Here is a 24,657-nt window from a genome sequence, read left to right as displayed (position 1 = left end):
AACTCCACTCAGTCGATGTTCTTGTTGACGTCGCCCAGCAAGGTCTCGATCTCCTTGCGCCGCCCGGCGTCGGCACTTTCGCGACCTGGACGGGGCGCCGCCAGCAGGGCTTTTTGCAAGGCAGAGCGGGCTTCGCTGTATTTCTTCTGACGGTAGAGGTGATCCCCCCAGAAGTACAGGCTGTCGATACCGTCAGGGTTGATGTGCAGTGCCTGTTGGAGCAATTGTTCGGCTTTGTCGGTATCGCCAAAGCCAATGGGCCAGCCCGGTACCCGGTCGTACAGCGCGGCCAGGCTGGTGTAGGCCGAGCCCTGTAATGCTTGCGGGTCCAGGGCCAGGGCTTTTTCCAGGTCGGCCCTGGCAGCCTTGACCTTGCCCAGCGCGCCCAGACCACCCTGAGCACCGGCCCAGCTACTGATGACAATACCAGACCAGATCCATGCTTCAGCGGCGCCGGGGCGCTCCCGGGCGAAGGCCGAGGCTTGGCTTGCGAGCTGTTCAAAGGCGACGCTGCGCTGCTCGGCAGGCAACTGATACTGGATTTGCGCCCAGCGTTGCTGGATATCATTCAGGCGCTGCTGGTCGGGAGCGTCCAGCGCGGCCCAGGCGCCTTGGCTGAGCAGGCCGAGCAGCAGGCAAGTGGCAAGTGTTCTCATGGTTTGAAGTGCTCCTTGTCAGGCTTTTGGCTCAGGCGGCGGATCAAGGGTAGTTGCTTGCGCAAGCCGCGATCCACCAGATGGGGCAGCAAGCTGTTCAGACGCACGAAGAAGCGTTCTGGCCAGCCCAGGTACAAGTCCCGGCGATCACCGGCAATAGCGTTCAACACCGCTGAAGCGACGGTTTGCGGGTCATCGACACTGGACTTGAGCGCGTCATTGAGGGCCTGGGCTGCGGTGCTGTTCATGGCCGTGCGGGTGGCCCGGGGCGCGACGTACAACACCGTGACGCTGGTGTCGGCCAGCTCGCGTCGCAGCGCTTCGGAAAACCCGCGCAAGGCAAATTTGCTGGCGCTGTAGCTGGCATAGCCGGGGTAGCCAATGGAGCCGTAGGTCGAGCCGACGTTGACCACCATGGCACTCTTGGCTTTGCGCAGCAGGGGCAGCAAGGTTTTAGTCAGGCAGATCGGTGCGCCGATGTTGACTGCTAGCAAGGCATGAATCTCGCTGTCGTCCAGTTGCTCGAGCATGGCGAAGTGGTTCACACCTGCGGCGTTGATCAGCAAGTTGATACCACCCATGGCCTGGGCCATGGCCAGTACTTTCTTGCGATCGCTGGCAAATGTCAGGTCGGCATCTACCCAGCAGAGGTTGTGCGCGAAGCGCGCAAGCAACGGTTCCAGGGCCTGACGATGGCGGGACACTGCCAGCACCTGGGCACCGCTGGCGCACAGCCCTTCGCAGATCGCCAGGCCAATGCCGCCCGAGGCGCCGGTCAATACCACGCGAGCTTCAGACAGGCGCATGCTTGGGCTCCCCGTCTTGCGGCAAGCCGCGGAACATGTCGGTATAGAGCGCGTAGACCACTTTTGATGCATGAATGACCGCCTGCTGGTCAAGCGGATCGTCCAGCCTGTCCATGAGTCGGCGGTAGGTCTGCATATGTTCGATGTCCAGCGCACCATGGGAGTCGAGGTAGCTGAAGGCGCTCTCAGGCAGGCCCAGGTGTTGGCGAATGCTGCCAGCGGCATGGGTCGCCAAGGCGATGCTGGTGCCTTCCAGAACGTTGACCATGCCGAACAAGCCAACCGGGTTGTCCCGGGCGATCAGGTCGTAGAGGTAACTGACCATCAGCTCGATCGGCAGCGACGGACGCCCATCACGCACCGCCGCAGGGTCGCCACCGCAGGCCTGAATGTCATTGAGCACCCAGGCCTCGTGCCCGTATTCGTCCTCGATGTACTCGCAGACCGCCTTGCGCAGCCATTCCAGGCGCATTGGCAGGCGTGCGCCGCAGGCCATCATCAACGGCACGGTGTGCCGCACGTGGTAGTAAGCCTGGGCCAGGAACGCCTGGTAGCTTGCCAGGCTGACCTGGCCATCGAGCGCATCGCGAATGATTGGCAGGTTGAACAGCGTCTGACGCTCGTGGTGGGTGGCCTGTTGCAGGGTGTCGAAAAAACTCATGATGTGCTGTCCTCATCGCGGAAGGTGTCAGTTAGCTGCGCGCGGTAGCGTTCGACAATCTGCTCACGGCGCGCCCGGCCATTGGCCGTGAGCAAGCCATTGGCGCAGGTGAATGGTTGCTCCAGGCGGCTCCAGCGGTGAACCCGGGCGTAGTCTGGCAGCGCCTGATTGGCTTGGGCGACGGCGGTGGCCAGCTCGCAGTCAGTGCAGTCCGGACGATGGGGCCAAAGCAAGGCATGGTTGTGCGCCATGGCTTCGCCGTAGACGAAGGCCTGAGCGATCGGGCCGTGTTGGGTCAGTTCGGTCTCGACCCATTCCGGGTTGACGTTACGGCCGAAGCTGGTGACGAACTGATGTTTTTTGCGACCCTTGAGGTAAAGAAAACCTTCGTGGTCGAACTCGCCCAGGTCGCCACTGGGCCACCATTCGCCGCTGTACGGGGGCTCACCGAGGTAGCCGAGCAAGTTTGAGCCCTTGATCAACACTTCACCGTCGTCGGCCAAGCGCACCTGCAGATGAGGCAGCGGCTGGCCAACACTGCCTGGGCGCAACGCCTGAGGTCGATTAAGGCACACTACCGATGCGCATTCCGATAAACCGTAGCCTTCGTACACGGGGATGCCGACGCATTGGGCGCGCTTGAGCAGCGCGGCCGATACCCGCGCACCGCCCACCGCGGCAAACCGCAATGAACGCGGGTCGAAGCGATGCTGTTCGGCGGCGCTGACCAATAACAGCAGCAGTTGCGGCACCAGGATCACACTGTGCGGTGCTCGGGCTGCCAGTACCCCGAGGAGGCGTGGCACATCGACGCCGCTGGCGCCCTGGATACCCAGGGTGTGCAGCCCGGGCACACTCAAGGTCGCGCCGCTAATCAGGGCGGCGTAGCACCCCAGGTTTTCCAGGAGAATCGCCAGTGATAGCAGCGCCAGGTGATGACGCGGGTCGGTCAGCGCGCTGGCCGCGCTCAGTTCGCGGGCGACGCTGAGCATGCTATCGGCGCTCAAACACACCCCTTTGGGCGTGCCCGTGGTGCCGGAGGTAAAGGTCACCTTGGCGGTGCCTGCCGGCAGCCGTTGCGAGCCGTCATAGTGCTTGTGCCAGAACGAACCGACCTTTTCATAACCGCTTGCCTGCAACTCGACTTGCAGCGCAGGTTCAGCGATGACCAGGCTGGCCTGGCTCAGTGCCAGGCAATGGCTGCGTTGCGCCATGCTGAAGAACGGCGGCAAGGGCAGGCAGGTCACCCCCTCGAACAACAACGCCAGGTCCCAGAGCAACGCGTCGACGCCATTGTCCAGCGCCAGGGCAACCACCGTAGCCCGCTCATCGCGCAATTGTTGCTGGCGGTACCGCACTTCGGCGTACAGCGCGGCATAGCTCAGCTTCAACTCATCGCCCCACAGGGCGATGACAGTGGCGTTGTGCTTGGCATGGTGGCGCAGGGTCTGCGCGAAGCGCTGCAGTTCAGGCGACATGACCGCCCTCCAGATGAGCGCTCGGCAACCCGAGTCGATTGAACAGGCCGGTGTTGTGCAGATGAACGAAGCCTGCGCGGATGTTGCCGACATGCACCTTTGGCTGGCTTTGGTAGTAGCTGCCCCAACTGTGGCGCTCTTCGCCCAGTCGTAGCGGGTCTGCGGTGCACAGTGTCTGAGGCTTGAGGCCCAGGCGATGAAAGCTGTTGACCAGACCGATGCTGCCGGTGAACGTGACCCACTCCAGCCCGCCCATGGCCAGCAGGTAGGTTATGGTGATGATGCTCAGGCGTGCGCTGCCGGTGTCCGCAGCGGCCAGGTTGCCGACTTCGACAATTGCCCCGCGCTCTACCGACTGCGCCTGAGCGGCGCTGATCATGCGCTCGATCGGCTCGTCCAGGTAACACTCGAGAAACAGCGGCTCGGCGCCTGCCAGGCGTATACCGGCCACGGCACAAAGCGTTCCTGCCACGCTGCTGAGCGCAAACAGTTCGGGCATGAAGTGGCGGATCTGCGCGCCATGGACTTTGCCAAAGCGCTGCTGGATGAAGGCTTCAAACAGTGGGCGAGGGCCTTCGCCGGGGAGCGCCCTGGCCAGCATCATGGTTGTCGCGTGCGCAGTACCGAAGCACAGGGGCAGGGGAATATTCCAGTCAAAGTCCGGCATGGGTCGATGCCTCCCACAATTAGCAATGGCAGGAGTATCCGGGGCAATTCTTAACGGAGTCTGAAGATGGTCAAAGCAGCAGGGCGGGGCGTTCTTGAGCGTGCCTGCGGTTCTGGATGTGTTTGGATCTATGCTCAAGCGTATGCTAGCCAAGCGCCAGGCACATGCATGGATCGAGCATGTGGCGGCCACCTTGTTTCTAACTGGCAGAGAGGAATGCGCATGACCATCGATTGGATCAACTTCACCCCCTGGACGGCATTGCTCGGCGGTCTGTTGATCGGTGGCGCGGCCAATTTGTACATGCTCTTGAATGGGCGCGTGGCGGGTATCAGCGGGATGCTCGGCAGCCTTCTGGAAAAACACGGCGAAGGCAAAGGGGAGAAAGCGCTGTTCCTCCTCGGGGTGGTGCTATCGCTCTTGCTGTGGTGGGTGTTCGCCGAGGGGCCGGTCGTACAGTTTGAGACCGGTTGGCTTGGCTTGCTGGTGGCCGGCGTTCTGGTCGGGGTGGGTACCCGCTACGCCGCCGGTTGCACCAGCGGGCACGGTGTCTGCGGCGTGGCGCGGCTAGCGCCTCGTTCACTGCTGGCCACGCTGTGTTTCATGTCCGCAGGCTTTGCTGTGGTGTTCATCGTTCGTCACCTGCTCGGAGCCTGATCATGCTACGGCTTATGGCCTTTATTTGCGGCGTACTGTTTGGCCTTGGCCTGTTACTGTCAGGCATGGTCAATCCGGCCAAGGTGCTGGGTTTTCTGGATCTGGCCGGGCAATGGGATCCATCACTCGGGATGGTCATGCTCGGTGCGATCGGGATTGGCTTGATCCCCATGCAATGGGGCCGCAAGCAAACACGCTCGCTGCTGGGCGCGCCGATGTGCATGCCGACGTCGCGGACCCTGGACCGCAGGTTGGTGGGCGGCAGCCTGCTGTTCGGCATCGGTTGGGGGATTGCCGGTATTTGCCCCGGGCCATCACTGGCGCTGTTACTGAGCGGCCACTGGCAAATCATTATTTTTGTGCTCGCGATGCTGGCGGGCATGGTGCTTTTCAATGCCCTGGAAAGCCGGCGTACGCGCTGATCTATTGCAACAGCAGGCCTGCCCACATCGAGGTGATAATCAGCAGCTGTCCAACAATGACATAAGCGCCGAACCTGGGCCCACCGCTGGTCCAGGCCAGCACGCACTTGGTCAGCGTATTGCTGCTCATGGCTGTCAGTGCGGGGATCGCGATGTCTGCCACTGGCAGTTGCCCTGACTTCACCACCGAGGCGATCGACGCTGCCGTTGCATGCGCATCGGCCAGGCCGCTCAGCAACGCGGCGATCAGTACACCTTTGTGTCCAAGGCTGGCTAGAAGCGCCGATGAGAGCAGGGTGATGCCGGTCACTGCCGCCGTGACCACAAGGGCGACCTTGAGATTGAAAGCGCCGTCCCCAACCTTGCTTGCGGCCGGCACAAGCGAAGGATTCCAGGGGGCTAGCAGCAGGGAACCGCAGACCACTGTCGTCAATGCCGCCAACAGCATCGGCGCCCATAACGCCCCCACGTACGCCGGGTCGACGGCCCCCAGCACCAGACCGAGCAAGGCAACAGTCGCCAGGTTGGAAAACAGCGCTGCAGCGCTGAGCGCTTTGACAGATGATGGTTCCCTTCGGGCTAAATGCCCCATCAGGGCGATGGTCGCCGAGCCAGAAGCAAATCCTGATGCAATGGCACTCAAGGTATAGCCATAGCGCTCGCCCACCATGCGCATGGCAATATGGCCCAGTGCCCCGGCCCCCATCAGCAGCACGGTCAGGGTGCAGATGGTGCGCGGATTGATGGCGCCAAACGGGCCGAAGAAGCGATCTGGCGTCAAGGGCAGGATGACCAATGCCCCAGTCAGCAGGATCAACCCGTCGCGAACTTCGGTTTCGGTCAATTGCTGGAGGGCAAAACGGTGCAGTTCTTGCCTGAGCGCCAAAACAACCGTAAGCACCACGCCGATGGCGATCGCCAATTCTGGCTGCTCATGACACAAGGCACCGAGCAGCAAGACGAACAGCAGGGCGATTTCACTGGTGATGCCTGGATCCTTGCCAGCGTGTTTCCAGTAGGCGACGGCAATGATGAGAGCCAGCGCGATACTCATGACAGCCACTAACATCGCCCCCGCGACGGCCATGCAGACGTAGCCCAGCACCGAGGTGATGGCAAAGGTCCTGAGGCCGGCAAATGCGCGATGCTCGCCGCTGCCTTTCTTGCGTTCACGCTCAAGGCCAACCAGCATTCCTATGCCCAAGGCTGCAGCGAGGTGCGTAATGTCCAGGGTTTCAAGCATGATGGCGGCATCGAGGCACAGGGGAGGGCAGGCGTGCTAACCGCTTGGGTTGAGCTGCAGTCCTTCCCGGATTATAGCGTTGTCGCCGGGCCTTCACCGTAGCGTTGACTTACCAACTACCTGCGCACGCTCAGCTAGCATCGTCAGGGAGTGCGGGGCGTTGACTCGAGCATGGAGGCGATCGACGAAGGTTGTCGCTTCTTCAAGACTTTGAAAACTCACCCTCCAGACATCCAGGTGCACCCACCAACGGTTCTGACGTGGATGGCTTTCAATGTAGATGTTCATTGAGGCTACTCCGTTCATTCAGGGCGTAATGGCGACCTTCATGACGCCGTCGCGTTGATGGGCAAACAGGTCGTAGGCGGCTTCAATGTCGTCCAGCTTGAAGCGGTGGGTCACCAATGGCGCCAAGTCAATGCGTGCGCTGGCGATGACTTCCATCAAGCGTCGCATACGCTCCTTGCCACCGGGGCACAGCGTGGTAACGATGTTGTAGTCACCCAGCCCGGCCGCAAAGGCATCGAGGGGAATGCGCAAGTCTGAAGCGTAGACACCGAGGCTGGACAAGGTGCCTGCGGGCCGTAACACCCGCAGCGCGGATTCAAACGTCGATTGGCTGCCAAGTGCTTCAATCGCGACATCGACACCACGGCCGTGAGTTATCGCCATGATCTGCTCGACGACATTGCCCTGGGTGTAATCGACCAGGTGTGAAGCGCCAAGCTGGCGGGCCACGCTCATGCGCGCGCTCACGCTATCAACACCGATAATCGTGCCGGCACCTTTCAAGCGGGCACCGGCGACCGCACACAAGCCAATAGGGCCCAGGGCAAAGACCGCGACCGTATCGCCGATTTTCACATCACCGCGTTCGGCACCGCTGAACCCGGTGGACATGATGTCCGGGCACATCAGAACCTGTTCATCACTGAGGTTATCGGGTATCAACGACAGGTTGGCCATGGCGTCGGGTACCCGAACATACTCGGCCTGGCAGCCATCGATGGTGTTGCCGAACTTCCAGCCACCGATGGCCTTGAAGCCATGGAGGGTGCCGGGCCCATCCTGGGAAGAGCACCCACACAGGCAGGCATTGCTATAGCCGCTTGGGGTGATTGCGCCGGCAATGACCCGCTGTCCTTCGCTAAAGCCTTGAACCTGGGCGCCGAGCTTTTCAATGATGCCAACGGGCTCATGACCGATGGTCAAACCCTTGGCGACAGGGTATTCACCGCGCAGGATGTGGACATCGGTGCCACAGATGGTGGTGGTTGTGAGGCGCACCAACGCGTCACTCGGGCCGATGTCGGGAATAGGCTTTTGCTCCAGCACTATCCTGTTTTTCTCCACAAAAACTGCAGCTTTCATGGTCGCCATGGCATCGGTTCCTCTTCGGGAGCGTGGCATTCACCTTGGTTTAGCCTGCGCGCAAAACCAGCGAATCGATTGACCCGGATCAAGGATCCAAGGCTATTTTCACTAGTCGGGTTACCGTGCGTCGGACGACATCGCCTGGTATGGCCTTCAGCAACGCAGTGGGCCATTGCGCGTTGCATTGCATCGCGAGCTTGATGCAAATCAATCGTTCAGCGTTGGACGGATGCAGGATGGTATGTACCTGCTCATTACTTCGCCCGAGGTGAGTCATGTCTGACGTTCAACGCTTGTTGCTGATTGCTCCGTCCCTGATGCGTCGCACTGACGCTTATGACCGTGCTGCAGCCTTGGCCAAGGCTAAAGGTAGTGCGCTGCATATAGTGGCGTTTGATTACCTTGAAGGGCTTGCGACTGCGGGCCTGGTCAATGAACAGGCGCTGGCGGTGATGCGCCAGGCCTATGTCGAGAAACATCATCAATGGCTTGAAGCCCAAGCCGCTCCCCTGCGTAGAAATGGGCTTACGGTCACAACTGAAGTCGTGTGGGTAGAGAATGTCCTGGAGGAAATGCTGACTCACTTGAAAGAACAGCCCTTTACCATGCTGGTAAAGGATATCGAGCAGGAATCGCGCCTGATGCGGGCGATGTTCAGCACGCTGGATATCCGGCTGTTGCGCGAAAGCAGAACACCGTTGCACTTTGTCAGCGAGGCCAGCCACGCCCTACCGCGCAAAATACTGGCAGCGGTTGATCTGTCACGCCCTGAGGATCAATTCCAAGGGTTCAATGACCGTATCATCAATGAAGCGTTGAAATTGGCCATGCAATGCCAGGCGCAAGTGGAAATCCTGTATGCCTACGACCTGACCGCTATGCAAACGGATGCAGAAAACCTGGGGCGTAGCGCCTTTGTGTTTGGCTCCAATGTGGCCGAACGTCTGCATGAAGCCCAAAGCGATGCCTTTCGCCAGCTGGCCGCGCGCAATGGTATCGATCCAGAGAGTTGCCACATGATCATGGGCGACCCGACAAAAGTCTTGAGTGCCTTTTGCCGGGATCACGGCACCGATATCGTGGTGATGGGGCGGGTGCACCACCGTGGTTTGGCCAAGTACATTGGTAGCACGGTTGAAAGGGTACTCTACAAGATGCCCAGCAGTGTCCTGGTGATCACGCCGGATGTTCCGGTGGCCTGACAACGGCGTACCTCAGCGTGGTTCCGCGGCCCGGATGCTGCCTGGCAACGCTCATCACAGCAATGAAAGCCGATGGATAACCTGGCACGCATCGCTGGGGTCACGCACGGTCGAGAAACCAAACTCGCGAGCCAGATCGCGCATCGCCGTATTAGCCGCCGAGTCGATCGAGAACAGGCTTGTGTAGCCGTTCGCCCGCGCCTTGTCGATGAGGTGGCCAAGTAGCAGTGACCCCAGGCCGCGATGCTTCCATTGATCATCAACGGTAACCGCGCATTCACACTCATCCGCTTCAGGGCTGGCTGCATAGCGACTGATACCGACCTCCAGGAGTTCGCCATTGACGTGTGCCAACGCCACGTACGCCACATGCTGACGCATGTCGATGGTCATCAACTGATCCAGCATCGCTTGCCCCGGCTCTGTGATTTGCGACAAAAAGCGAAAGTGCCGCGACTCTGGTGAAAGGCGCATGATGAAGGCTTTTTCTCGCTCGCGATCCTCGGCGCGCAACGGCCTGATGAGGACATGTCCACCCTCCTTTAGCGGCTCGATCCAGTGTTCGCCTTGTACAGGCGCAAAGGCGGGGGTAGAGGGTGTTTGCGCAGAGGGCTGGGGTGCCATGGGGGTTACTCCGAAGCGATCGAGAGGTTGGAAAGCACCTCCCTTGTCTACACCTGTCACAAGCTGCGTGTTTGATTTACGTCAAGTGAAGATGCATCGACGACTGCCTTATGAGCGCTCGGCAGAACCGCCCCATCGCCGCGCACGCTGCGAGCAGCGATGGGGCGTCCAGGGCGTAGGCAATGCGTAAGTAAGGTCCAAGGCCGAAGGCGCTGCCATGCACCACGGCAACCTGCGCCTCTTCCAGCAAGGCCAGCGCCACGTCTTCATCACTGGCCAGATAACGGCCAGCCGGGGTGGTCTTGCCGATCAGCGCCGCGCAGCTGGCAAAGGCATAGATGGCAGCATCCGGCGTTGCGCAATGGATCCCCGGCATGCCAGCGAACTTACGCCTGCCTCATGCGATAGGTCGTGGCGCTCCAGTAGCTATTGCCATTGCGCTGTTGGCGAACCCAGCCGGCAGCTTCCAACTGCTTGGCGATCAGCTGATTCATGATTCCGTGGCCAAGCAGTAGTACGGGCCCTTCATCCGCAAGGGATTGAAGTCGTTGCGCTGCTTGGTTGGCCCGCAGTTTGGCCTTGCGGGCAGACTCAACCGTGCCTGAGAAACCGCACAACCATAAGACACGAAGAATGAATGCCCAGGTGAAGGGGGAAAGACGCGGCAGCGCCCAGCGGCCATGAGGCAGTTGCGCCTCGCAGAAAACCGCGTCGACCAGAATGGGCTGCAAGCCCAGCGCTCGCACGGAGGTCAGTGCCCGGGGCGCGGTGCTCGAGACAATCACTTTGGCGGTAGCCGCCAGCTCAACGCTAACCTGTGGTGCGGGCTGGTTTTTGACTTCGGAGCATTCGTACTGCTCGATCCAGCGCTGCATCTCGAGCGCTGAAATCTTGCCGGAGGTGGCCAGGTCTGGCTGACCATGACGCATCAAGATGATTTCCCTATGCACGGTGTTCCAATCCTTGATTTGTTCTTGCGTGAGAAGGCGTTACCTACAGGTTTTCTCTCAGTTGGGAGAGCTGTTCAGCTTCTGCAGCTCAATTTGCTCGGCGGCACTGCGTTCAAGGTTGATGCGCTCCTCATCGAGATACTGATAAATACTCTGGAGGCTGACGATTTTCTGTTTGATCTCTGCCATCTTCTTTTCAATCAGCTTCGCGCCGGCCGCACAGTCGATCAGCTTGTTGCGCTGCGCATCGAGAATCTCGCCAATTTCCCCGAGGGAAAACCCCATGCCCTGTGCGCGCTGGATAAAGTCCAGGTCCTGCAGTGTTTGCGTGGTGTAGATGCGGTAGTTGTTAGTCCGCCGCTGGGGCGAGATCAAGCCGATTTGTTCGTAGTAACGAAGGGTGTGCCGACTTGCCCCGCTACGAGCCTCCAGTTCGCCGATTCTCATGAAAACACCGCTTGACTGTAGAGTTGGGTCGATAGTTTACGCTTGATTTCTCACCTTACCAAGGAGCAGGAAAATGAGCGTGGAGTGCTTTGTCACAGGGGGTACCGGCTTCATCGGTCAGCATCTGGTGGCGCTCTTGAGTGCACAAGGGCATACGGTCCGGGTCTTGATGAGGCGCCCGGAGCGACTGGCCGCATTGCGTGAGCACGTCGCCAGCCTGGGGGGAAATGCCGCCCAGGTGTTCGCCGTATCTGGCGATCTGCAGCGGGATAACCTTGGCCTGAGTCATATCGACCGAGCCGTGCTAAGACGTGCCCGCATAGTGTTTCATCTGGGGGCCCAATTCGCCTGGGGGCTTTCGCTGCAACAGTCACGGGCAGTGAACGTCGAGGGGTCGAGGCAGGTGGCGCTGTTGGCCGCTGAACAAAACAGCCGGTTGGTGTTGATCGGCGGCTACATGCTGAAGAATCACCAGCATCTGCGCAACATCGGTATTGATCCCCGTCGTCCAGAGCTGACCAACTGGCCCGCCGTTTACCGCAAGGTCGGTGGTTACGAGGCAAGCAAGCTGGAGGCGTATTTTGCGACCCTGCAGGTTATGGCGGCCCAGGGCGGGGAGATTACCGTTGTCCACCCTGCGACAGTCTGCGGCCACAGCCGCACCGGACACATCCTCGAGGGGCAGCCCCTGATGGAGCTGATACGCAACCTGGTGCAAGGAAAGCTGGCGGCAGTGCCGGGGACCCCCGAGCACTGGCTGCCGTTGGTCAGCGTGGATTACCTGGTCGAACTGGTGGCGGCCTGTGCTTTTGATCCCGCCATGGTGGGGCAGGAACTGCTGGCGCTTGATGACCAGACGCCCAATTTGCGAGAACTCCTGGCCCAGGCGGCACACCCGCTTGGCGTGAAAGCGCCGAAGCATCACATGCCGCTGCGACTGATGAAGTTGCTACTCAGCGTTCGTCCCATTGCGCGGTTGTTGAATACAAACGTCGAGGCCTTGGACTTCATCCAGACCACCCGTTTTGATACCGCGGCGGTCGAGCAATTTGCTGGCAGGCATGGCATTGCCAAACCGGATATCCGCGAAGCGCTGCGACACACCGCGACGTTCGTCAATGCGCATTGTCTGGGCAAGGATATCCAGTGACACCTGAAGCGAACTCGCCGCTCAGGCTGGAAACTGCTCTATGTATTGCTCCACCCATTCGTACAGGCGCTCGTCGAGCTGCGGCCGCTGCTGGCTGAAGCTGTCCTGGCAGGCGTTGAACAACGGATCCTGATTGACCCGCACGGCCAGCTCAATTGGGCTTTCGCGCTCGGTATGGGCTGCCCGTAGCCGTTGCTGGCGCTGATCGGCCTGTTCCAGGGTGTCCGCCAGGGCATCCAGTTGCAGGTGCCTGAGTTGGGCGATGGCCTGCGGCAGATGAAAGTGCAGGGCACTGTCAAAGCCTTCCCAGTCCTCAAAGGCCAGCCATTCGTGGAGCACCATGAAGCAACGCGGTGCCGGGGCCAGTTGTTCCAGCCGCTCGAAGGCCAGCCAGTACTGGCGCGGCAGTTGCTCGGCGGTTTCTATCGCCTGGGCGATCAGGTCCAGGGCCCGGGCCTTGTCCTGGTGATGTGTGCGCAGGATGCGCTGGGTCAGGGTGAAGCGCGCTTGCTCTACCGCGCTCAAGGCGCGGTTCAGGTCATAGCCTGCGTTGTGCAGATGCGCCTGGGCTTGATCGGCGGGCAGACCGGACTTGTCCACCAGCACCTGCAGCAGCTCGGTCTTGTAGCGCTCGGCGGCCTGCTGGGGGTTGCCTGCGCAGTGTTCCAGCAAGGCCTGGGCGTGGCGCAGGCTGATGGGGAGCACGCTGCGTAGTTGTTGAAGGGCCTGGATGTGCGTCGGGTCCATCGACTGCGGTGCCTCGGTGTTTGCTGGCGTTGGGGATGGCGGGCCGAACCTGTCACGGCTCGACAGCGTCAATGGGGGGCGGTGTTTGCGAGGTATTGGTGGTAAGTCACGAATTCGCCTTCCCGTTGATAGCCCAGTGACTCGTACAGGGCTTGCGCGGCCTTGTTCGAGGTAGCGGTGTCCAGGCTGATGCGGTCCGCGCCTTCGGCGCCGAGGAGGGTGGTCAGGTGGTACATGAGATGGCGGGCGTAGCCGGCTTTTCTCGCGTGCGGGGCGACGAAGAGGTCGTAGAGCCAGTAGAAGCGCTTCATTGCCAGGGAGCACATGGCTGGGTAAATCTGAGCGAAGGCTACGGGGTTTTGCTCGTTGTCGAGGACGAGGAATATTCGCGAGAGGTTGTTGTGCAGGTTTGATTCGAGGAAATCGCGGGATTTCTCCAGATCGTCCGGCAGCTCATAAAAGACCCGGTATTGGTTGAACAGAACGGCGGCCTGTTCCACGTCCTTGAGGCTGCATTCGATGATATGCATATGAAACTCCAAAAAAACGGATAGTGCGGCGTGAGTGTAAAAAATGCCAGTCCATACCTTCTTACATCCGAATTCGTTAGCACTCTGTTGATCCGTTAAGGTCAGCCGGGGTGAGTGAAGGGGGAGAGCGCTATCCAGTTGTTCGCATGGAGTACAAATGTACTCTTTGCGCTGCGCTTCCTGTTCGAATCGCCACCGCGAGCGTTTGTATGCTGTTTCAGCTCTAGGTTGAACGCTCGTGCACGGTAGGTGTTGCACAAATATTTGACGTGGGAGCAATATTTGCAGCCGCAGGCTTGCGGCCGAGCAATGCAGCGACACACCGGTTGACCCAGGACGGGCGACCCGACAACAAAAACAAGAGAAGTCATCGACATGGATGTGAGATGTGATCAGCTCAAGACGCTGACGGGCACCCTGTGCCTGGCGTTCGCCACCGGACTGCCGCTGTCGGCTGCGGCGGCCTATCAGGAGACCGGCCGCCCGGGCGACCCCGCCAGCTGGCGGTCGGCCGAATACCAGCAGGACTGGGGCCTGGAGCGCATGCAGGCGAGCCAGGCCTATGCCGCCGGGATCACCGGCGCCGGGGTCAGCATCGGCGCCCTGGACTCCGGGTTCGATGCCGCCCATCCCGAGGCCAGCCCCGGACGTTTTCACTCGGTTACCGCCACCGGCCAGTACCTGGACGGCACCCCGTTCAGTGTGTCCGGGGTGCTCAATGGCGCCAACGACAGCCATGGCACCCATGTCACCGGCACCATGGGCGCGGCCCGTGATGGCGTTGGCATGCAGGGCGTGGCCTTCAATGCCCAGGTTTACGTGGGCAACACCAACCACAACGACAGTTTCCAGTTCGGCACCGGCCCCGATCCGCGGTATTTCAAGGCGGTCTACGGTGCCCTGATGGATGCCGGGGTACGGGCCATCAACAACAGTTGGGGCAGCCAGCCCAAGGGGGTCAGCTACCAGACCCTGGGCGACTTGCGCGCGGCCTACGCCCAGCATTTCCAGCAGGACACCTGGCTCGACGCCGCCGGCGACGTGGCGCGACGTGGTGTGATCAACGTGTTCAGCGCCGGCAACAGCGGGTATGCCAATGCCAGCGTGCGCTCGGCGCTGCCGTACTTCCAGCCGGAGCTGGAAGGCCACTGGCTGGCGGTGTCGGGCCTGGACAAGAACAACCAGCAGAAATACAACCAGTGCGGCATCGCCAAGTACTGGTGCCTGGCGACCCCGGGTGCGGCGATCACCAGTACCGTGCCCGGTGGCGGCTACGCCACCTACAACGGCACCTCGATGGCCGCGCCCCATGCCACCGGGGCCTTGGCCCTGGTCATGGAGCGTTATCCCTACCTGAACAACCAGCAGGCCCTGCAAGTGCTGTTGACCACCTCGCGCCAGCTCGATGGCTCGCCGACCCAAGGGCCCAGCGACCGGGTGGGCTGGGGCGTCCCGGACCTGAGCCGGGCGTTGCACGGCCCCGGGCAGCTACTGGGTGAGTTCGACGTCAACCTGGGGCGCGGGCAGGGCGATATCTGGAGCAACGGCATCTCCGACCAGGCCCTGGTGCAGCGTCAGGCCGAGGACGCCGCGGAACGCCAAGCCTGGCAGCAGACCCTCAAGGATCGCGGCTGGGAGAATGGCTTGGCACCGGGAGCCAGCCAGCAGGATCGCAGCGACTATGCCCTGGGCATGGCCCGGGACGCGGCTGCCGCGCAGCGGGTCTACCAGGGCAGCCTGGTCAAGTCCGGGGCCGGCTGGCTGGTGCTCACGGGTGACAGCAGCTACCGCGGCCCGACCCGGGTCGATGACGGGTTGCTGGCGGTCAACGGCAACCTGCAATCGGCGGTGACGGTCAACGCAGGCGGTACCCTGGGCGGCAACGGCCGGATCGGTGCCCTGACCGCCAGCGTCGGGGGCGTGGTGGCCCCGGGTAACTCCATCGGTACCTTGAATGTCGTCGGCAACCTGGACTTGCAGCCGGGCTCGACCTATCGGGTGGAGCTGTCGCCCACGGCCAGCGACCGGCTCGTCGTGGGCGGCCAGGCCAGTGTCGGTGGCGCCAATCTCAGCCTGGTGCCCCAGGCTCAGCCGAACCTGTTGGCCGGTGGCCCGGTATCCAGCCTGGTGGGGCGCCAGTTCGACATCCTGCAGGCAGCGGGTGGCGTCAACGGGCGCTTCGCCCAGGTCCAGCCCGGTTACCTGTTTCTGGGGACCGTACTCGATTATTCGGCCAGCGGCGTGCAGCTGGACGTGACGCGCAGCGGCACGACGTTCGCCAGTGTCGGTGCCACCGCCAACCAGCGCTCCAGCGGCGGCGCCGTGGAGCGGCTGGGACCGGGCAATCCCGTGTATGAAAGCCTGCTGCTCTCGACCTCGGTGGACCAGGCCCGGGACGGCCTGCGGCAGCTGTCCGGGGAGATCTACCCGGCGCTGGACTCGATGCTGCTCAGCCAGGGCTCGGTCTTGCGCGATGCCCTGGGCGAGCGTGTGCAAGGTCCTGCACTGAATGCCAACGCGCCTGGAACGACTGCGAGCGAGCCAGGCTCGACCCAGCTCTGGCTCAAGGGCCTGGGCAGCTGGGGACGCATCGAGGGCGTGCAGGGCAGCGAGTCCTATACCAGTTCCCTGGGCGGGATGCTGCTGGGCCTGGACCATGACCTTGACGAGCAGACCCGCGCCGGCCTGGCCGCAGGCTACAGCGACAGCTCCCTGGGCATGGGTGGCAGCCACTCCCGGGCCACGGTCGACAGCTACCACCTGGGCGCCTATGCCCGCCACGACCTGGACCAGCTGCGCTTGAGCCTGGGCGGCAGCTACAGCTGGCACCGTGCCGAGGTCCGGCGCGACTTGGCCTATGGCGAGGTGTCCGGCCGCCAGCGCGCACGGGTCGATGCCCGCAGCCAGCAGCTGTTCGCCGAGGCGGCCTATCGCCTGGCTTTGCCGGCGGTACAGTTGGAGCCCTTCGCCAACCTGACCTACCAGCACCTGGACCGCGATGCCTTCCATGAGAAGGGCGACGCCGCGGCGCTGCAGGCTCGCGACGAGCAGCGTGATGCCTGGCTCAGCACCCTGGGCCTGCGTGGGCGCCAGCAATGGCAACTGGGCCCGCAGCAAGACCTGCAGCTGGCGGCAAGCCTGGGCTGGCAGCACCGCCTGAGCGGGACCCAGGATCGCGAGCACCTGGCCTTTGCCGGTAACGACCTGCCGTTCCGGGTGGAGACTGCGCCGGCCTTGCGCGATGCCGCGCTGGTGGGGCTCCAGGCACGGGTGGGGCTGACCCGCGACCTGGACCTGAGCCTGGACTACCAGGGGCGCCTGGCCAGTCGTGAGCAACAGCATGGCGCGGGACTCAACCTGCAATGGCGTTTCTGAAGCGCCGTGGCGCTGGTGGTGCCAAGGGCTCGCCGGCCAGGCGTTGCAATACGGAGTTTGACCAACGCGGTTTTTCATCAATGCAACTAAGGAAGGTCGTAGTGAAGCAAGTCAGAAAGGATGACAGCGCGCTCGGGCAGGGCTGGCCCCTGGCCCCACTGGGTCGCGCATTGGTGGGCTGGGCGGCGCTGATGGGCACGGCCCAGGCCGCACCCTACGTGGAGAGTGGGCGCCTCGGCGACGCCAGCAGCTGGCGCAGCAGCGAATTCAAGGCCGATTGGGGGCTTGGGGCGATCCACGCCGACAGCGCCTATGCCGCCGGCTACAGCGGCAAGGGGGTGAAGCTGGGGATCTTCGACCAGCCGGTATACGCCCAGCACCCCGAGTTTGCCGGCAAGGACAAGATGGTGACCCTGGTCACCACCGGTATCCGCCAGTACACCGACCCCTACATCCCGGTGAAGGTCGGCGATGTTTTTCGCTATGATGGCAGCCCGTCGGTGGGCTCGGATGGCAAGCTCGGTTCCCATGGCACCCACGTCGGCGGGATCGCCGCCGGCAACCGTGACGGCGTGTCGATGCACGGCGTGGCCTTCGATGCGCAGATCATCAGCGCCGACAACGGCGACCCCGGCCCCGAGGATGGCATCGTCCTGGGCAACGATGGCGCGGTGTACAAGGCCGGCTGGGACAGCCTGGTGGCCAGCGGCGCGCGGATCATCAACAACAGCTGGGGCATCGGCATCACCGATCGCTTCGCCAAGGGTGGGCGCAATCCGGAGTTCCCGCATTTCACCGTGGACGATGCCCGGGCGCAGTTCGCGCAGATCCAGCCGCTGCTGGGCACCTTGCCCGGTGGCGCCTATGACGGGGCCATCGCCGCCGCCCGCAGCGGGGTCATGACGATCTTCGCCGCCGGCAACGACTACAACCTGAATAACCCCGATGCGATTGCCGGGCTGGCCTATTTCGTCCCGGAGATCGCCCCCAACTGGCTGACCGTGGCGGCGTTGCAGCAGAACCCCGACACCAGCAGCGCCAACCCGTACCTGATCAGCACGTTCTCTTCCCGTTGCGGCTATACCGCAAGCTTCTGCGTATCGGCCCCCGGCACCCGGATCTACAGCGCGGTGATTGGCGGCACCAGCCTGGAAGACCTGACCCAGGGCTATGCCAACAAGAACGGTACGTCCATGGCCGCGCCCCATGCCGCCGGTGCGGCGGCGGTGCTGATGGAGCGCTTCCCCTACATGAGCGGCGCACAGATCGCCAGCGTGCTGCGCACCACCGCCACCGACATGGGCGCACCCGGCATCGATGCCTTGTACGGCTGGGGCAAGATCGACCTGGACAAGGGTCTGCGGGGCCCGGGCATGTTGGTCACCGAACAGGACATTCCCGAGGCGTTCCGCATCGCCGGTGGCTACGGCCCGAGCCAGTTCGTGGTCGATCTGCCGGGTATCGGCGCCCTGGTGGATGCCGGCAAGCCGACCCAGCGGCGCTGCAACGACCTGGGCTGCGGGCTGGACCTGTGGAGCAACGATATCGCTGGCCATGGCGGCCTGACCAAGCAGGGCATCGGTACCCTGGTGCTTACCGGTAACAGCACTTACTCCGGCCCGACCCTGGTCAACCAGGGACGGCTGGCGGTCAATGGTTCGCTGCAATCGGCGGTGACGGTCAATGCCGGCGGCGTGCTGGGCGGCAATGGCCGGATCGGCGCGCTGGTGGCCAACGCCGGCGGCGTGGTGGCGCCAGGCAACTCCATCGGCACCTTGCACGTGAGTGCCGACGTGACCTTCCAGCCGGGCTCGACCTATGCCGTGGAGGTGGATGCCGCTGGCAGCGACCGCCTGGTCAGCGATGGCAAGGCTTTCCTGGACGGTGCGAACCTGGCCCTGGATCTGCAGAACCCCGGGGTTTCGCTGCAGTCCCAGCGGACAACCAGCTTGGTGGGGCGTCAGTTCGACATCCTGGATGCCGCGGGCGGCGTGCAGGGCGGTTTCGCCAGTGTGCAGTCCAACTCACTGTTCCTCGGTGGTGGCCTGGCCTATACCGGCAGCGGGGTGCAGCTGGCAGTGCAGCGTAACGCCACTTCTTTCGCCAGTGTCGGCTTGACCGCCAACCAGCGTTCGGTGGCCGCGGCCGCCGATCAGCTCGGCGCGGGCAACCCGGTCTACGAGAGCCTGCTGTTGTCGGCCAATGCCGGCAGCGCCCAGCAGGCTTTCGATCAACTGTCCGGGGAAATCCACCCGGCGGTGGGCAACCTGCTGCTCAACGACAGCCGCCAGTTGCGCGACGCCGTGGGCGAGCGTACCCGCCAGCAGGGCATCGCCGCCGCGCCGGCCGTGGAAGGCCAGGGCAACGGCCTGTGGGTCAAGGCCCTGGGGGCCTGGGGCAAGGCCGAGGGTGATTCCGCTCGGGCACGCTATAGCAGTTCCATTGGCGGCATGTTGCTGGGGATCGACGGGCAGATGAGCGAGGACACCCGCGTCGGGGTCTTCACCGGCTACAGCGACAGTTCGCTGAGCATGGGCGATGGTCGTCATTCCTCGGCCAGCGTCGATAGCTACCATCTGGGTGCCTATGCAGGCAAGGAACTGGAGCAGATGCGCCTGAGCCTGGGCGGCAGCCACAGCTGGCACCGGATCGAGACCAAGCGCGAGCTGCAGTACAACGAGGTCAGCGATCGCCAGAAGAGCAAGCGCGATGCCCAGAGCACTCAGGTGTTCGGCGAGGCCGCCTGGAAGGTCGCACTGCCGAGCATGGCGCTGGAGCCGTTCGCCAACCTGGCCTATGTGCATATAGCCAGCGACAGTTTCAAGGAACATGGCGGCGCTGCTGCGCTCAAGGGTGGGCAGGATAACCGGGATGCCTGGCTCTCGACCCTGGGCATGCGCGCCGGCAAGCAACTGCAATTGTCCGGCGGCCAGGCGGTGGAGCTTTCCGCCACCCTGGGCTGGCAGCACAACCTGAGTTCCACCGGGGCCGACCAGCACCTGGCCTTCGCTGGCCAGGGCGATACCTACACGGTCCAGGCGCTGTCCCTGGATCGTGATGCGGCGGTAGTCGGTGCACGGGCGGGGATCGCGCTGGGTCGCCAGGCCCGGGTCAACCTGGACTACAACGGACTGCTGGGTAGTCGCGACAAGAGCCACGGGGTCGGCCTGACCCTGGACTGGGCGTTCTGAAGCCCCGGCAACAGACATGCAAGGTGTTGTACCCGCCCCGCGAACCTGGAAACGGGTTCGCGGGTGCAAGCTACCTCGTTCAGGTTGTGCTTGAATGTGCGTCAACGCCGCGTCGTTGCAGGCTGCGAATGAACATTGATGTCGGTCCAGAACCGGTGCTTCAATGCGCGGCCCGTTTATCAAGGACTGGATAATGCTGCTCAGAGGAATACATCGGCTGTTGGTACTGCTGCAACTGGCCATCGGCATTGCGGGTTTTTTACTGTCGGCGCTCATCCTTGGCGAGAGCATCAAGGTCGGTTTGCAGCCGTTTTCAGCCATGTTCATGGCCTGCATCCTGGGCGTGGTCAGCCTCTGCGTGCACGAAGGCGGGCACTATCTGGGCGCCAAATGGGTTGGCATGACGGTGCTGGCGGCGCGGGTGCTGGCCTTGGAGATTCAGCCGCTGCAGCGTGGCTGGAAGGCTCGCTGGTCGCGCCTTGGCAAAGGCCAGCCACTGGCCGGCTATGTCATGGCAGCGCATGCCCCGCACCAGCCATTGCGTCGGCCCATGCTGGTTTTCACGCTGATGGGGCCGTTGCTCAACCTGTTGTTCGCGGGCCTGTGCCTGGTGCTGTATCCGCTGCTGGGCGGCGAGTTTGCGGCGCTGGTACTGGCGCTCGGGGTGTGCAATCTGACCACCGGCCTTGCCAATCTGCTGCCCACGGTCGCGCCGGGCCGGGTCAGTGATGGGGCGGTATTTCTGGCCTGGCTCTACAAGCCTGATGAACAGGGGCAGGCACTGGCCGGTGTGCGCCTGATGGCCTTGGGGGCTGCGGGTATGCAAGCCGAAGACCTGCCCGGCGGCGATCTTGATCACCTGAGTACCCAGCCGATGCCGGCGCCGTTGAGTGCGCTGGGCTATCGCTTGTATGCCCGGCAGAATCAGGCGGATTGGGCGGGCGCCGTAGCGCTTGGGAAGGAGCTGGAGGCCATGTTGGCGTCGCCATCCCTGGTGCTCAAGCAGTGCATGGTGCTGCTGGCGATTCTGCGGGCGGAGCTGGCCTTCTCCCGAGCCATGCTTGAGCGCGATGCCCGCGAGCTGCATGACCATTTGTTCAACGAAGAAACCGACTGGTACGCCCCAAGCTTCCGGCCGCGCTGCCTGGCACTGCGCGCTGCTCTTGCCGGCGATGCCAGCCACCTGGCGCACCCTGTTGAGCAGGCCGTGCGCCTGGCCGGTAACAGTCAGGATCGGTCCCAGGGCCCGCGTGAAGAACGGCTGGCCGGTTACATCCAGGCGTTGCTCACGGCACCTGCAAGCTTGGCAGCGCTGCCCGACCCTGTGCCGAGAGCAGCGGCTCCACCTGCTTCCAACTGAAGGTCACATCTACGTCACAGCCATCGCCGGTGGCCTGGTTGGCCAGGCGCATGCCCTGGGTGTCGAAGCTCAGGTCGTAGGAGGCGTAGCTCGCCACGCCGGGGCAGTCGCTGTCCGCTGTGGCCTGGGTCTGGAGCCAGGTGGCGAATTTTTTCGGCAGGTTGACATGCCCGGAGAACGGGCTGTACCACTCAAAGCGCGTACCGATCCAGGTCCAGGGATCGACGCTTTCACCGGTCTGCAGGTTCCAGGTGTGCAGGCCCCAACTGATGCCGCCGCGACCATAGCCTGCGGTCCAGCGGTAGAACTTGACGGTGATCCACTGAGACGACCAGTACGTGGGGGTAACGCTGATCTCGCTGGTTTCGGCGGAGCCGCCGCGGCCCAGGTATTCGCGTCGCTCGCTGAAGAACGCTTGCTGGCCCTCGGGGCTGACGGCTAGGCGTGCCAGGTGTCGATTGATCTTGTGGATGGCTGGGCCATCTCCCTCCAGCTTCAAGGTGACCTGGGCGCCTTGGGTCCTGACCTGATAAGCGTGTTCGCCGAAGGTATTTTTCTCTACCTTGACGGGCAACGGTGCCGCTTCCATTGGCGCGTTATAGGCGTCGCCACCACAACCTTCGGCACTCGACCGCGTCAGCGCCAAGGGCAACGGCGTGCCGCCTGCCGCCTTGGTCCAGGTTCCGGTCAGCGTATCGCCCTGGAGGGCGTCCAGTTGCCAGAACCCGGTCTTGCCGTCTTCGGCCCAGGGTTCGCCGGACTTTTCCCGGGTTAGCTGGATCGGCGTGAGGAAGCGTTGGTAGTAGTAGCTGCCGTTGCTGTCGGGGGCGGCGTTAAAACAGGCGGTGATCGGGGCCTTGCCGAGGGTGCCTTTCCAGACGCCGGTGAGGTCGGTGGGCGCGGCATTGGCGTAGCCAGAAGCACAAGCGAGGGTCAGTACGGCCAAGGGCTTGAGCATGAGGATCGGACTTCCAGTTGTCTGACGGGTAAGCATCATAATTGCTGTCGCCTCATTTGGGCGAGGCGATGCTCATAAGCGGCTGTAGCCCGAGATTTTGAGACCTGTCAGCCAGAAACCAGTAGAGTGTTCATCACTGTCTGTTCATCACGGCCCTCCATTCGATTCGCGTAGTCGCGCCAAGCGCGTGCAGCGAGCGAACTGGGCAAAAAACTGTATATCAAGCGTTGTTTGAAGAATGAATCGTCCGCTGTTTGTTTCTCTCGATGGGCCCAAGGGCACCGGCAAAACCACACTGTTGGAGGCCGTGACGAAAGTACTGCGGGCAGACAACAAAAAGGTGATCCGACTCTGCGAGAAAAAAAGCGACCCTTATCGGGGTGAAACAATGGCCCTGGTTAACACGCTCGTCAGAAATCCCAGCCGGGATCTGGAGTTGGGGGTGTGTGAGCGCTTTGCTGATAGCCGTACCTGGATTTCCCAGCACGTGCTGACCAAACAGCCAGCGGACAGCATCATCCTGATCGATCGCTGGTACCCGTCCGATGCCGCGTTTCGCCGGATGGTCCCGTTTGCAGAGATTCTACAGTTGAACATGGATCGCAACGTGCGAGTGCCAGACCTGCATGTCGGGGTCGTCACCCCCCCTGAGGTTTCATGGGCGAGGGCAGCGGCACGAACCCGTGGGCTGAGCAGCACTGTGATGCATAAGCTGGAAGAACATGTCGCTTGCACCAAGGCGTTCGAGCAAGCGGTTGCAGATCACGGCTGGGTTTTGTGCCGTAATGAAGGAACGGTCGAAGACGCAACGATGCAGGTGGTTTCTGAGATTTATAGCGTCCTTCGCTAGGGAAACGGACAGGGCCTATGGCCGCTTTTTGTACCGGTCCGACTAGAAGGCGTCAGCCTGGAATGGAGGCATTGCTCCAACAATAAATTTGTACCCTTTGCGCGTGAACCTTGTGTTGAGGATCGCAGTCTTAGCCGAGCCCTTTTTTCGGCATTACCGCCGTCATCCCACCAGAGCTGTTCGCCCCATGCGCCAAGCCGTCCGCTGCCCCCGCTTTGTCTCGCTCTGCCTCATGCCTTTGTTCCCCTTGCTCGCCAGCCCCGCCCATGCCAGCGGAGAAAGGCAATTGGTGGAGGCCATCAACGATTACCGCGCCCAGCCCCAGCGCTGCGAGAGGCGCGTGGTTCGGGTCTCGACGCCGCTGGCGTTGAAGTCGAACCTGGCGTTGCCGATCGGCTATAGCGGCGGTTTGCGGGAAAGGTTGAAGGCTGCCGGCTATCAGGCAGTGACGGTGCGAACCATCCGCCTGGTCGGCGCGCAAGATGCCGAGGAGGCCTTTGACATGCTCCAGAGCGACTACTGCGCGGCCCTGCTCGATAGCCAATTTGCCGATATCGGCGTCAGTCGCGCCCGGAACGAGTGGCGGGTGGTGCTGGCGCGCCCCTTGCTCGATGCTCAGCTCGGCGATGGGCGATCTGCGAGCACAGCGTTGCTGGCACAGGTCAACGCAGCACGGGCGAAGCCGCGCCTGTGTGGTCGCCAGCGCTTCGCCGCGGCACGTCCGTTGACCTGGAATAGCGCTTTGGGGACGGCGGCGCAGAGACACAGCCGGGCGATGGCCAACGGCAATTACTTCGCGCATCGTGCCCCCAACGGTGATTTGCCGGCAGATCGGGCGTGGGATGCGGGCTACCGTGGCCGTCAGATCGGCGAGAATATCGCCGCAGGGCAGGGCTCACCGAGCAAGGCGATGGCAGGTTGGCTGGCCAGCCCCGGGCATTGCGCCAATCTGATGAACCCGATGTTTACCCAGGTGGGCGCGGCCTACGCCGCGAACTCGCGTAGCGACGAGGGCGTGTATTGGACGATGCTGTTCGGCGCGCCTTGAGGGGGCGCGAGCCCCGGCGGGTCCGTTTATTTTCGGCGGGGAGGGTGAAGTGGCGGGTGGTGGGAGCGTTTCATTAGCGTGTGTTCTTCTGCTTTTGTAATCGTATTTTCATGGTGGACAATCCAAAACCTTGCGCTAGCCTGAAAGTTCTCCTCTAGGGAGCAGATCAATGCCTTGCTTTGGCGTGTTGCTGATACCGGCACTGCACTCCATCAGGCGTTTGATGTGAACTTTGAGTCAGCGCGGGCCATGTACGGCCCT

Annotated in this window: 23 protein-coding genes and 1 pseudogene; 9 read left to right on the top strand and 15 right to left on the bottom strand. The window is 62.5% G+C overall.

Annotation, left to right across the window (positions count from 1 at the left end; translation table 11 throughout):
* Positions 1-8 precede the first annotated feature (8 nt).
* The 5 genes from PspR32_RS13585 to PspR32_RS13565 are packed head-to-tail and all read right to left on the bottom strand — an operon-like array spanning position 9 to position 4,268.
* Positions 9-656 (bottom strand): tetratricopeptide repeat protein, encoded by a 648-nt coding sequence (locus PspR32_RS13585; RefSeq protein WP_036997185.1) that lies wholly within the window; start codon positions 654-656, stop codon positions 9-11.
* Complete coding sequence (locus tag PspR32_RS13580; protein WP_036997188.1) at positions 653-1,462, bottom strand: SDR family oxidoreductase; 810 nt, start codon at positions 1,460-1,462, stop codon at positions 653-655. Before PspR32_RS13580 ends, PspR32_RS13585 begins: the two co-directional genes overlap by 4 nt.
* Positions 1,449-2,123: a TenA family transcriptional regulator gene (locus tag PspR32_RS13575; protein ID WP_159388683.1), complete on the bottom strand. Its 675-nt coding sequence runs from the start codon at positions 2,121-2,123 to the stop codon at positions 1,449-1,451. The genes PspR32_RS13580 and PspR32_RS13575 overlap by 14 nt, the downstream gene beginning before the upstream one ends.
* A complete protein-coding gene (locus PspR32_RS13570; protein WP_159388682.1) occupies positions 2,120-3,601 on the bottom strand; it encodes an AMP-binding protein in 1,482 nt (493 codons plus the stop codon). The genes PspR32_RS13575 and PspR32_RS13570 overlap by 4 nt, the downstream gene beginning before the upstream one ends.
* Positions 3,591-4,268 (bottom strand): thermostable hemolysin, encoded by a 678-nt coding sequence (locus tag PspR32_RS13565; protein WP_036997194.1) that lies wholly within the window; start codon positions 4,266-4,268, stop codon positions 3,591-3,593. The genes PspR32_RS13570 and PspR32_RS13565 overlap by 11 nt, the downstream gene beginning before the upstream one ends.
* Positions 4,269-4,490: 222 nt before the next feature.
* On the opposite strand from PspR32_RS13565, the gene PspR32_RS13560 reads away from it, so the two are divergent.
* Both PspR32_RS13560 and PspR32_RS13555 read left to right on the top strand, forming a co-directional pair.
* The gene (locus tag PspR32_RS13560; RefSeq protein WP_159388681.1) at positions 4,491-4,925 is read left to right on the top strand and encodes a YeeE/YedE family protein; all 435 of its coding nucleotides are present in this window, start codon (positions 4,491-4,493) and stop codon (positions 4,923-4,925) included.
* A gap of 2 nt (positions 4,926-4,927) precedes the next feature.
* Positions 4,928-5,347 carry a YeeE/YedE family protein gene (locus PspR32_RS13555; protein ID WP_026001126.1) on the top strand — a complete coding sequence of 140 codons (420 nt, stop codon included), beginning with the start codon at positions 4,928-4,930 and terminating at the stop codon, positions 5,345-5,347.
* Between the two features lies 1 nt (position 5,348).
* On the opposite strand, the gene PspR32_RS13550 is transcribed toward PspR32_RS13555, so the two are convergent.
* The 3 genes from PspR32_RS13550 to PspR32_RS13540 all read right to left on the bottom strand — a co-directional run bounded on the left by PspR32_RS13550 (position 5,349) and on the right by PspR32_RS13540 (position 7,970).
* Entirely contained in the window at positions 5,349-6,590 is a 1,242-nt protein-coding gene (locus PspR32_RS13550) for an MgtC/SapB family protein (RefSeq protein ID WP_026001125.1), read from the bottom strand.
* 93 nt (positions 6,591-6,683) lie between these two features.
* A complete protein-coding gene (locus PspR32_RS13545) occupies positions 6,684-6,878 on the bottom strand; it encodes a hypothetical protein (RefSeq protein WP_081492750.1) in 195 nt (64 codons plus the stop codon).
* A gap of 18 nt (positions 6,879-6,896) precedes the next feature.
* Positions 6,897-7,970 (bottom strand): NAD(P)-dependent alcohol dehydrogenase, encoded by a 1,074-nt coding sequence (locus PspR32_RS13540; RefSeq protein WP_036997196.1) that lies wholly within the window; start codon positions 7,968-7,970, stop codon positions 6,897-6,899.
* Positions 7,971-8,239: 269 nt separating this feature from the next.
* Here PspR32_RS13540 and PspR32_RS13535 point away from each other — a divergent pair, with 269 nt between their 5' ends.
* The gene (locus PspR32_RS13535) at positions 8,240-9,166 is read left to right on the top strand and encodes a universal stress protein (protein ID WP_026001124.1); all 927 of its coding nucleotides are present in this window, start codon (positions 8,240-8,242) and stop codon (positions 9,164-9,166) included.
* A gap of 54 nt (positions 9,167-9,220) precedes the next feature.
* On the opposite strand, the gene PspR32_RS13530 is transcribed toward PspR32_RS13535, so the two are convergent.
* The 4 genes and pseudogenes from PspR32_RS13530 to PspR32_RS13515 all read right to left on the bottom strand — a co-directional run bounded on the left by PspR32_RS13530 (position 9,221) and on the right by PspR32_RS13515 (position 11,187).
* Positions 9,221-9,790 carry a GNAT family N-acetyltransferase gene (locus tag PspR32_RS13530; protein ID WP_010220096.1) on the bottom strand — a complete coding sequence of 190 codons (570 nt, stop codon included), beginning with the start codon at positions 9,788-9,790 and terminating at the stop codon, positions 9,221-9,223.
* A 76-nt stretch (positions 9,791-9,866) separates the two neighbouring features.
* Positions 9,867-10,163 (bottom strand): annotated as a pseudogene (locus PspR32_RS13525) (aminotransferase class I/II-fold pyridoxal phosphate-dependent enzyme); the annotation flags it as partial.
* 13 nt (positions 10,164-10,176) lie between these two features.
* A complete protein-coding gene (locus PspR32_RS13520) occupies positions 10,177-10,740 on the bottom strand; it encodes a histidine phosphatase family protein (RefSeq protein ID WP_036997200.1) in 564 nt (187 codons plus the stop codon).
* 57 nt (positions 10,741-10,797) lie between these two features.
* Entirely contained in the window at positions 10,798-11,187 is a 390-nt protein-coding gene (locus tag PspR32_RS13515; RefSeq protein WP_036997202.1) for a MerR family transcriptional regulator, read from the bottom strand.
* 73 nt (positions 11,188-11,260) lie between these two features.
* On the opposite strand from PspR32_RS13515, the gene PspR32_RS13510 reads away from it, so the two are divergent.
* On the top strand, positions 11,261-12,337 hold the full coding sequence (locus PspR32_RS13510) for an SDR family oxidoreductase (RefSeq protein ID WP_159388679.1): 1,077 nt from the start codon (positions 11,261-11,263) through the stop codon (positions 12,335-12,337).
* A gap of 21 nt (positions 12,338-12,358) precedes the next feature.
* Here PspR32_RS13510 and PspR32_RS13505 read toward each other — a convergent pair whose 3' ends face one another.
* Together PspR32_RS13505 and PspR32_RS13500 are read right to left on the bottom strand one after the other, a co-directional pair.
* The gene (locus PspR32_RS13505) at positions 12,359-13,084 is read right to left on the bottom strand and encodes a hypothetical protein (RefSeq protein ID WP_159388678.1); all 726 of its coding nucleotides are present in this window, start codon (positions 13,082-13,084) and stop codon (positions 12,359-12,361) included.
* A 68-nt stretch (positions 13,085-13,152) separates the two neighbouring features.
* Positions 13,153-13,614, bottom strand: a complete 462-nt coding sequence (locus tag PspR32_RS13500; RefSeq protein WP_159388677.1) for a GNAT family N-acetyltransferase — start codon at positions 13,612-13,614, stop codon at positions 13,153-13,155.
* Positions 13,615-13,989: 375 nt separating this feature from the next.
* Between PspR32_RS13500 and eprS the strand changes: the two genes are divergently transcribed.
* The 3 genes from eprS to PspR32_RS13485 all read left to right on the top strand — a co-directional run bounded on the left by eprS (position 13,990) and on the right by PspR32_RS13485 (position 21,540).
* A complete protein-coding gene (eprS, locus tag PspR32_RS13495; protein WP_159388676.1) occupies positions 13,990-16,989 on the top strand; it encodes an autotransporter serine peptidase EprS in 3,000 nt (999 codons plus the stop codon).
* 191 nt (positions 16,990-17,180) lie between these two features.
* On the top strand, positions 17,181-20,180 hold the full coding sequence (locus PspR32_RS13490) for an autotransporter domain-containing protein (RefSeq protein WP_174242329.1): 3,000 nt from the start codon (positions 17,181-17,183) through the stop codon (positions 20,178-20,180).
* A gap of 193 nt (positions 20,181-20,373) precedes the next feature.
* Complete coding sequence (locus PspR32_RS13485; RefSeq protein ID WP_159388674.1) at positions 20,374-21,540, top strand: M50 family metallopeptidase; 1,167 nt, start codon at positions 20,374-20,376, stop codon at positions 21,538-21,540.
* On the opposite strand, the gene PspR32_RS13480 is transcribed toward PspR32_RS13485, so the two are convergent.
* Entirely contained in the window at positions 21,467-22,498 is a 1,032-nt protein-coding gene (locus tag PspR32_RS13480; RefSeq protein WP_159388673.1) for a hypothetical protein, read from the bottom strand. The genes PspR32_RS13485 and PspR32_RS13480 overlap by 74 nt on opposite strands.
* A gap of 238 nt (positions 22,499-22,736) precedes the next feature.
* Between PspR32_RS13480 and PspR32_RS13475 the strand changes: the two genes are divergently transcribed.
* On the top strand, positions 22,737-23,348 hold the full coding sequence (locus PspR32_RS13475; RefSeq protein WP_159388672.1) for a dTMP kinase: 612 nt from the start codon (positions 22,737-22,739) through the stop codon (positions 23,346-23,348).
* Between the two features lie 187 nt (positions 23,349-23,535).
* Positions 23,536-24,396, top strand: coding sequence for a CAP domain-containing protein (locus PspR32_RS13470; RefSeq protein WP_036997209.1), 861 nt, complete (start codon positions 23,536-23,538; stop codon positions 24,394-24,396).
* The last annotated feature ends 261 nt before the right edge of the window (positions 24,397-24,657 follow it).

The organism is Pseudomonas sp. R32 (assembly GCF_009866705.1).
GTDB lineage: Bacteria > Pseudomonadota > Gammaproteobacteria > Pseudomonadales > Pseudomonadaceae > Aquipseudomonas > Aquipseudomonas donghuensis.
Note: the sequence above shows the minus strand (reverse complement) of the source record. Positions and strands in the feature narration are given on the sequence as shown.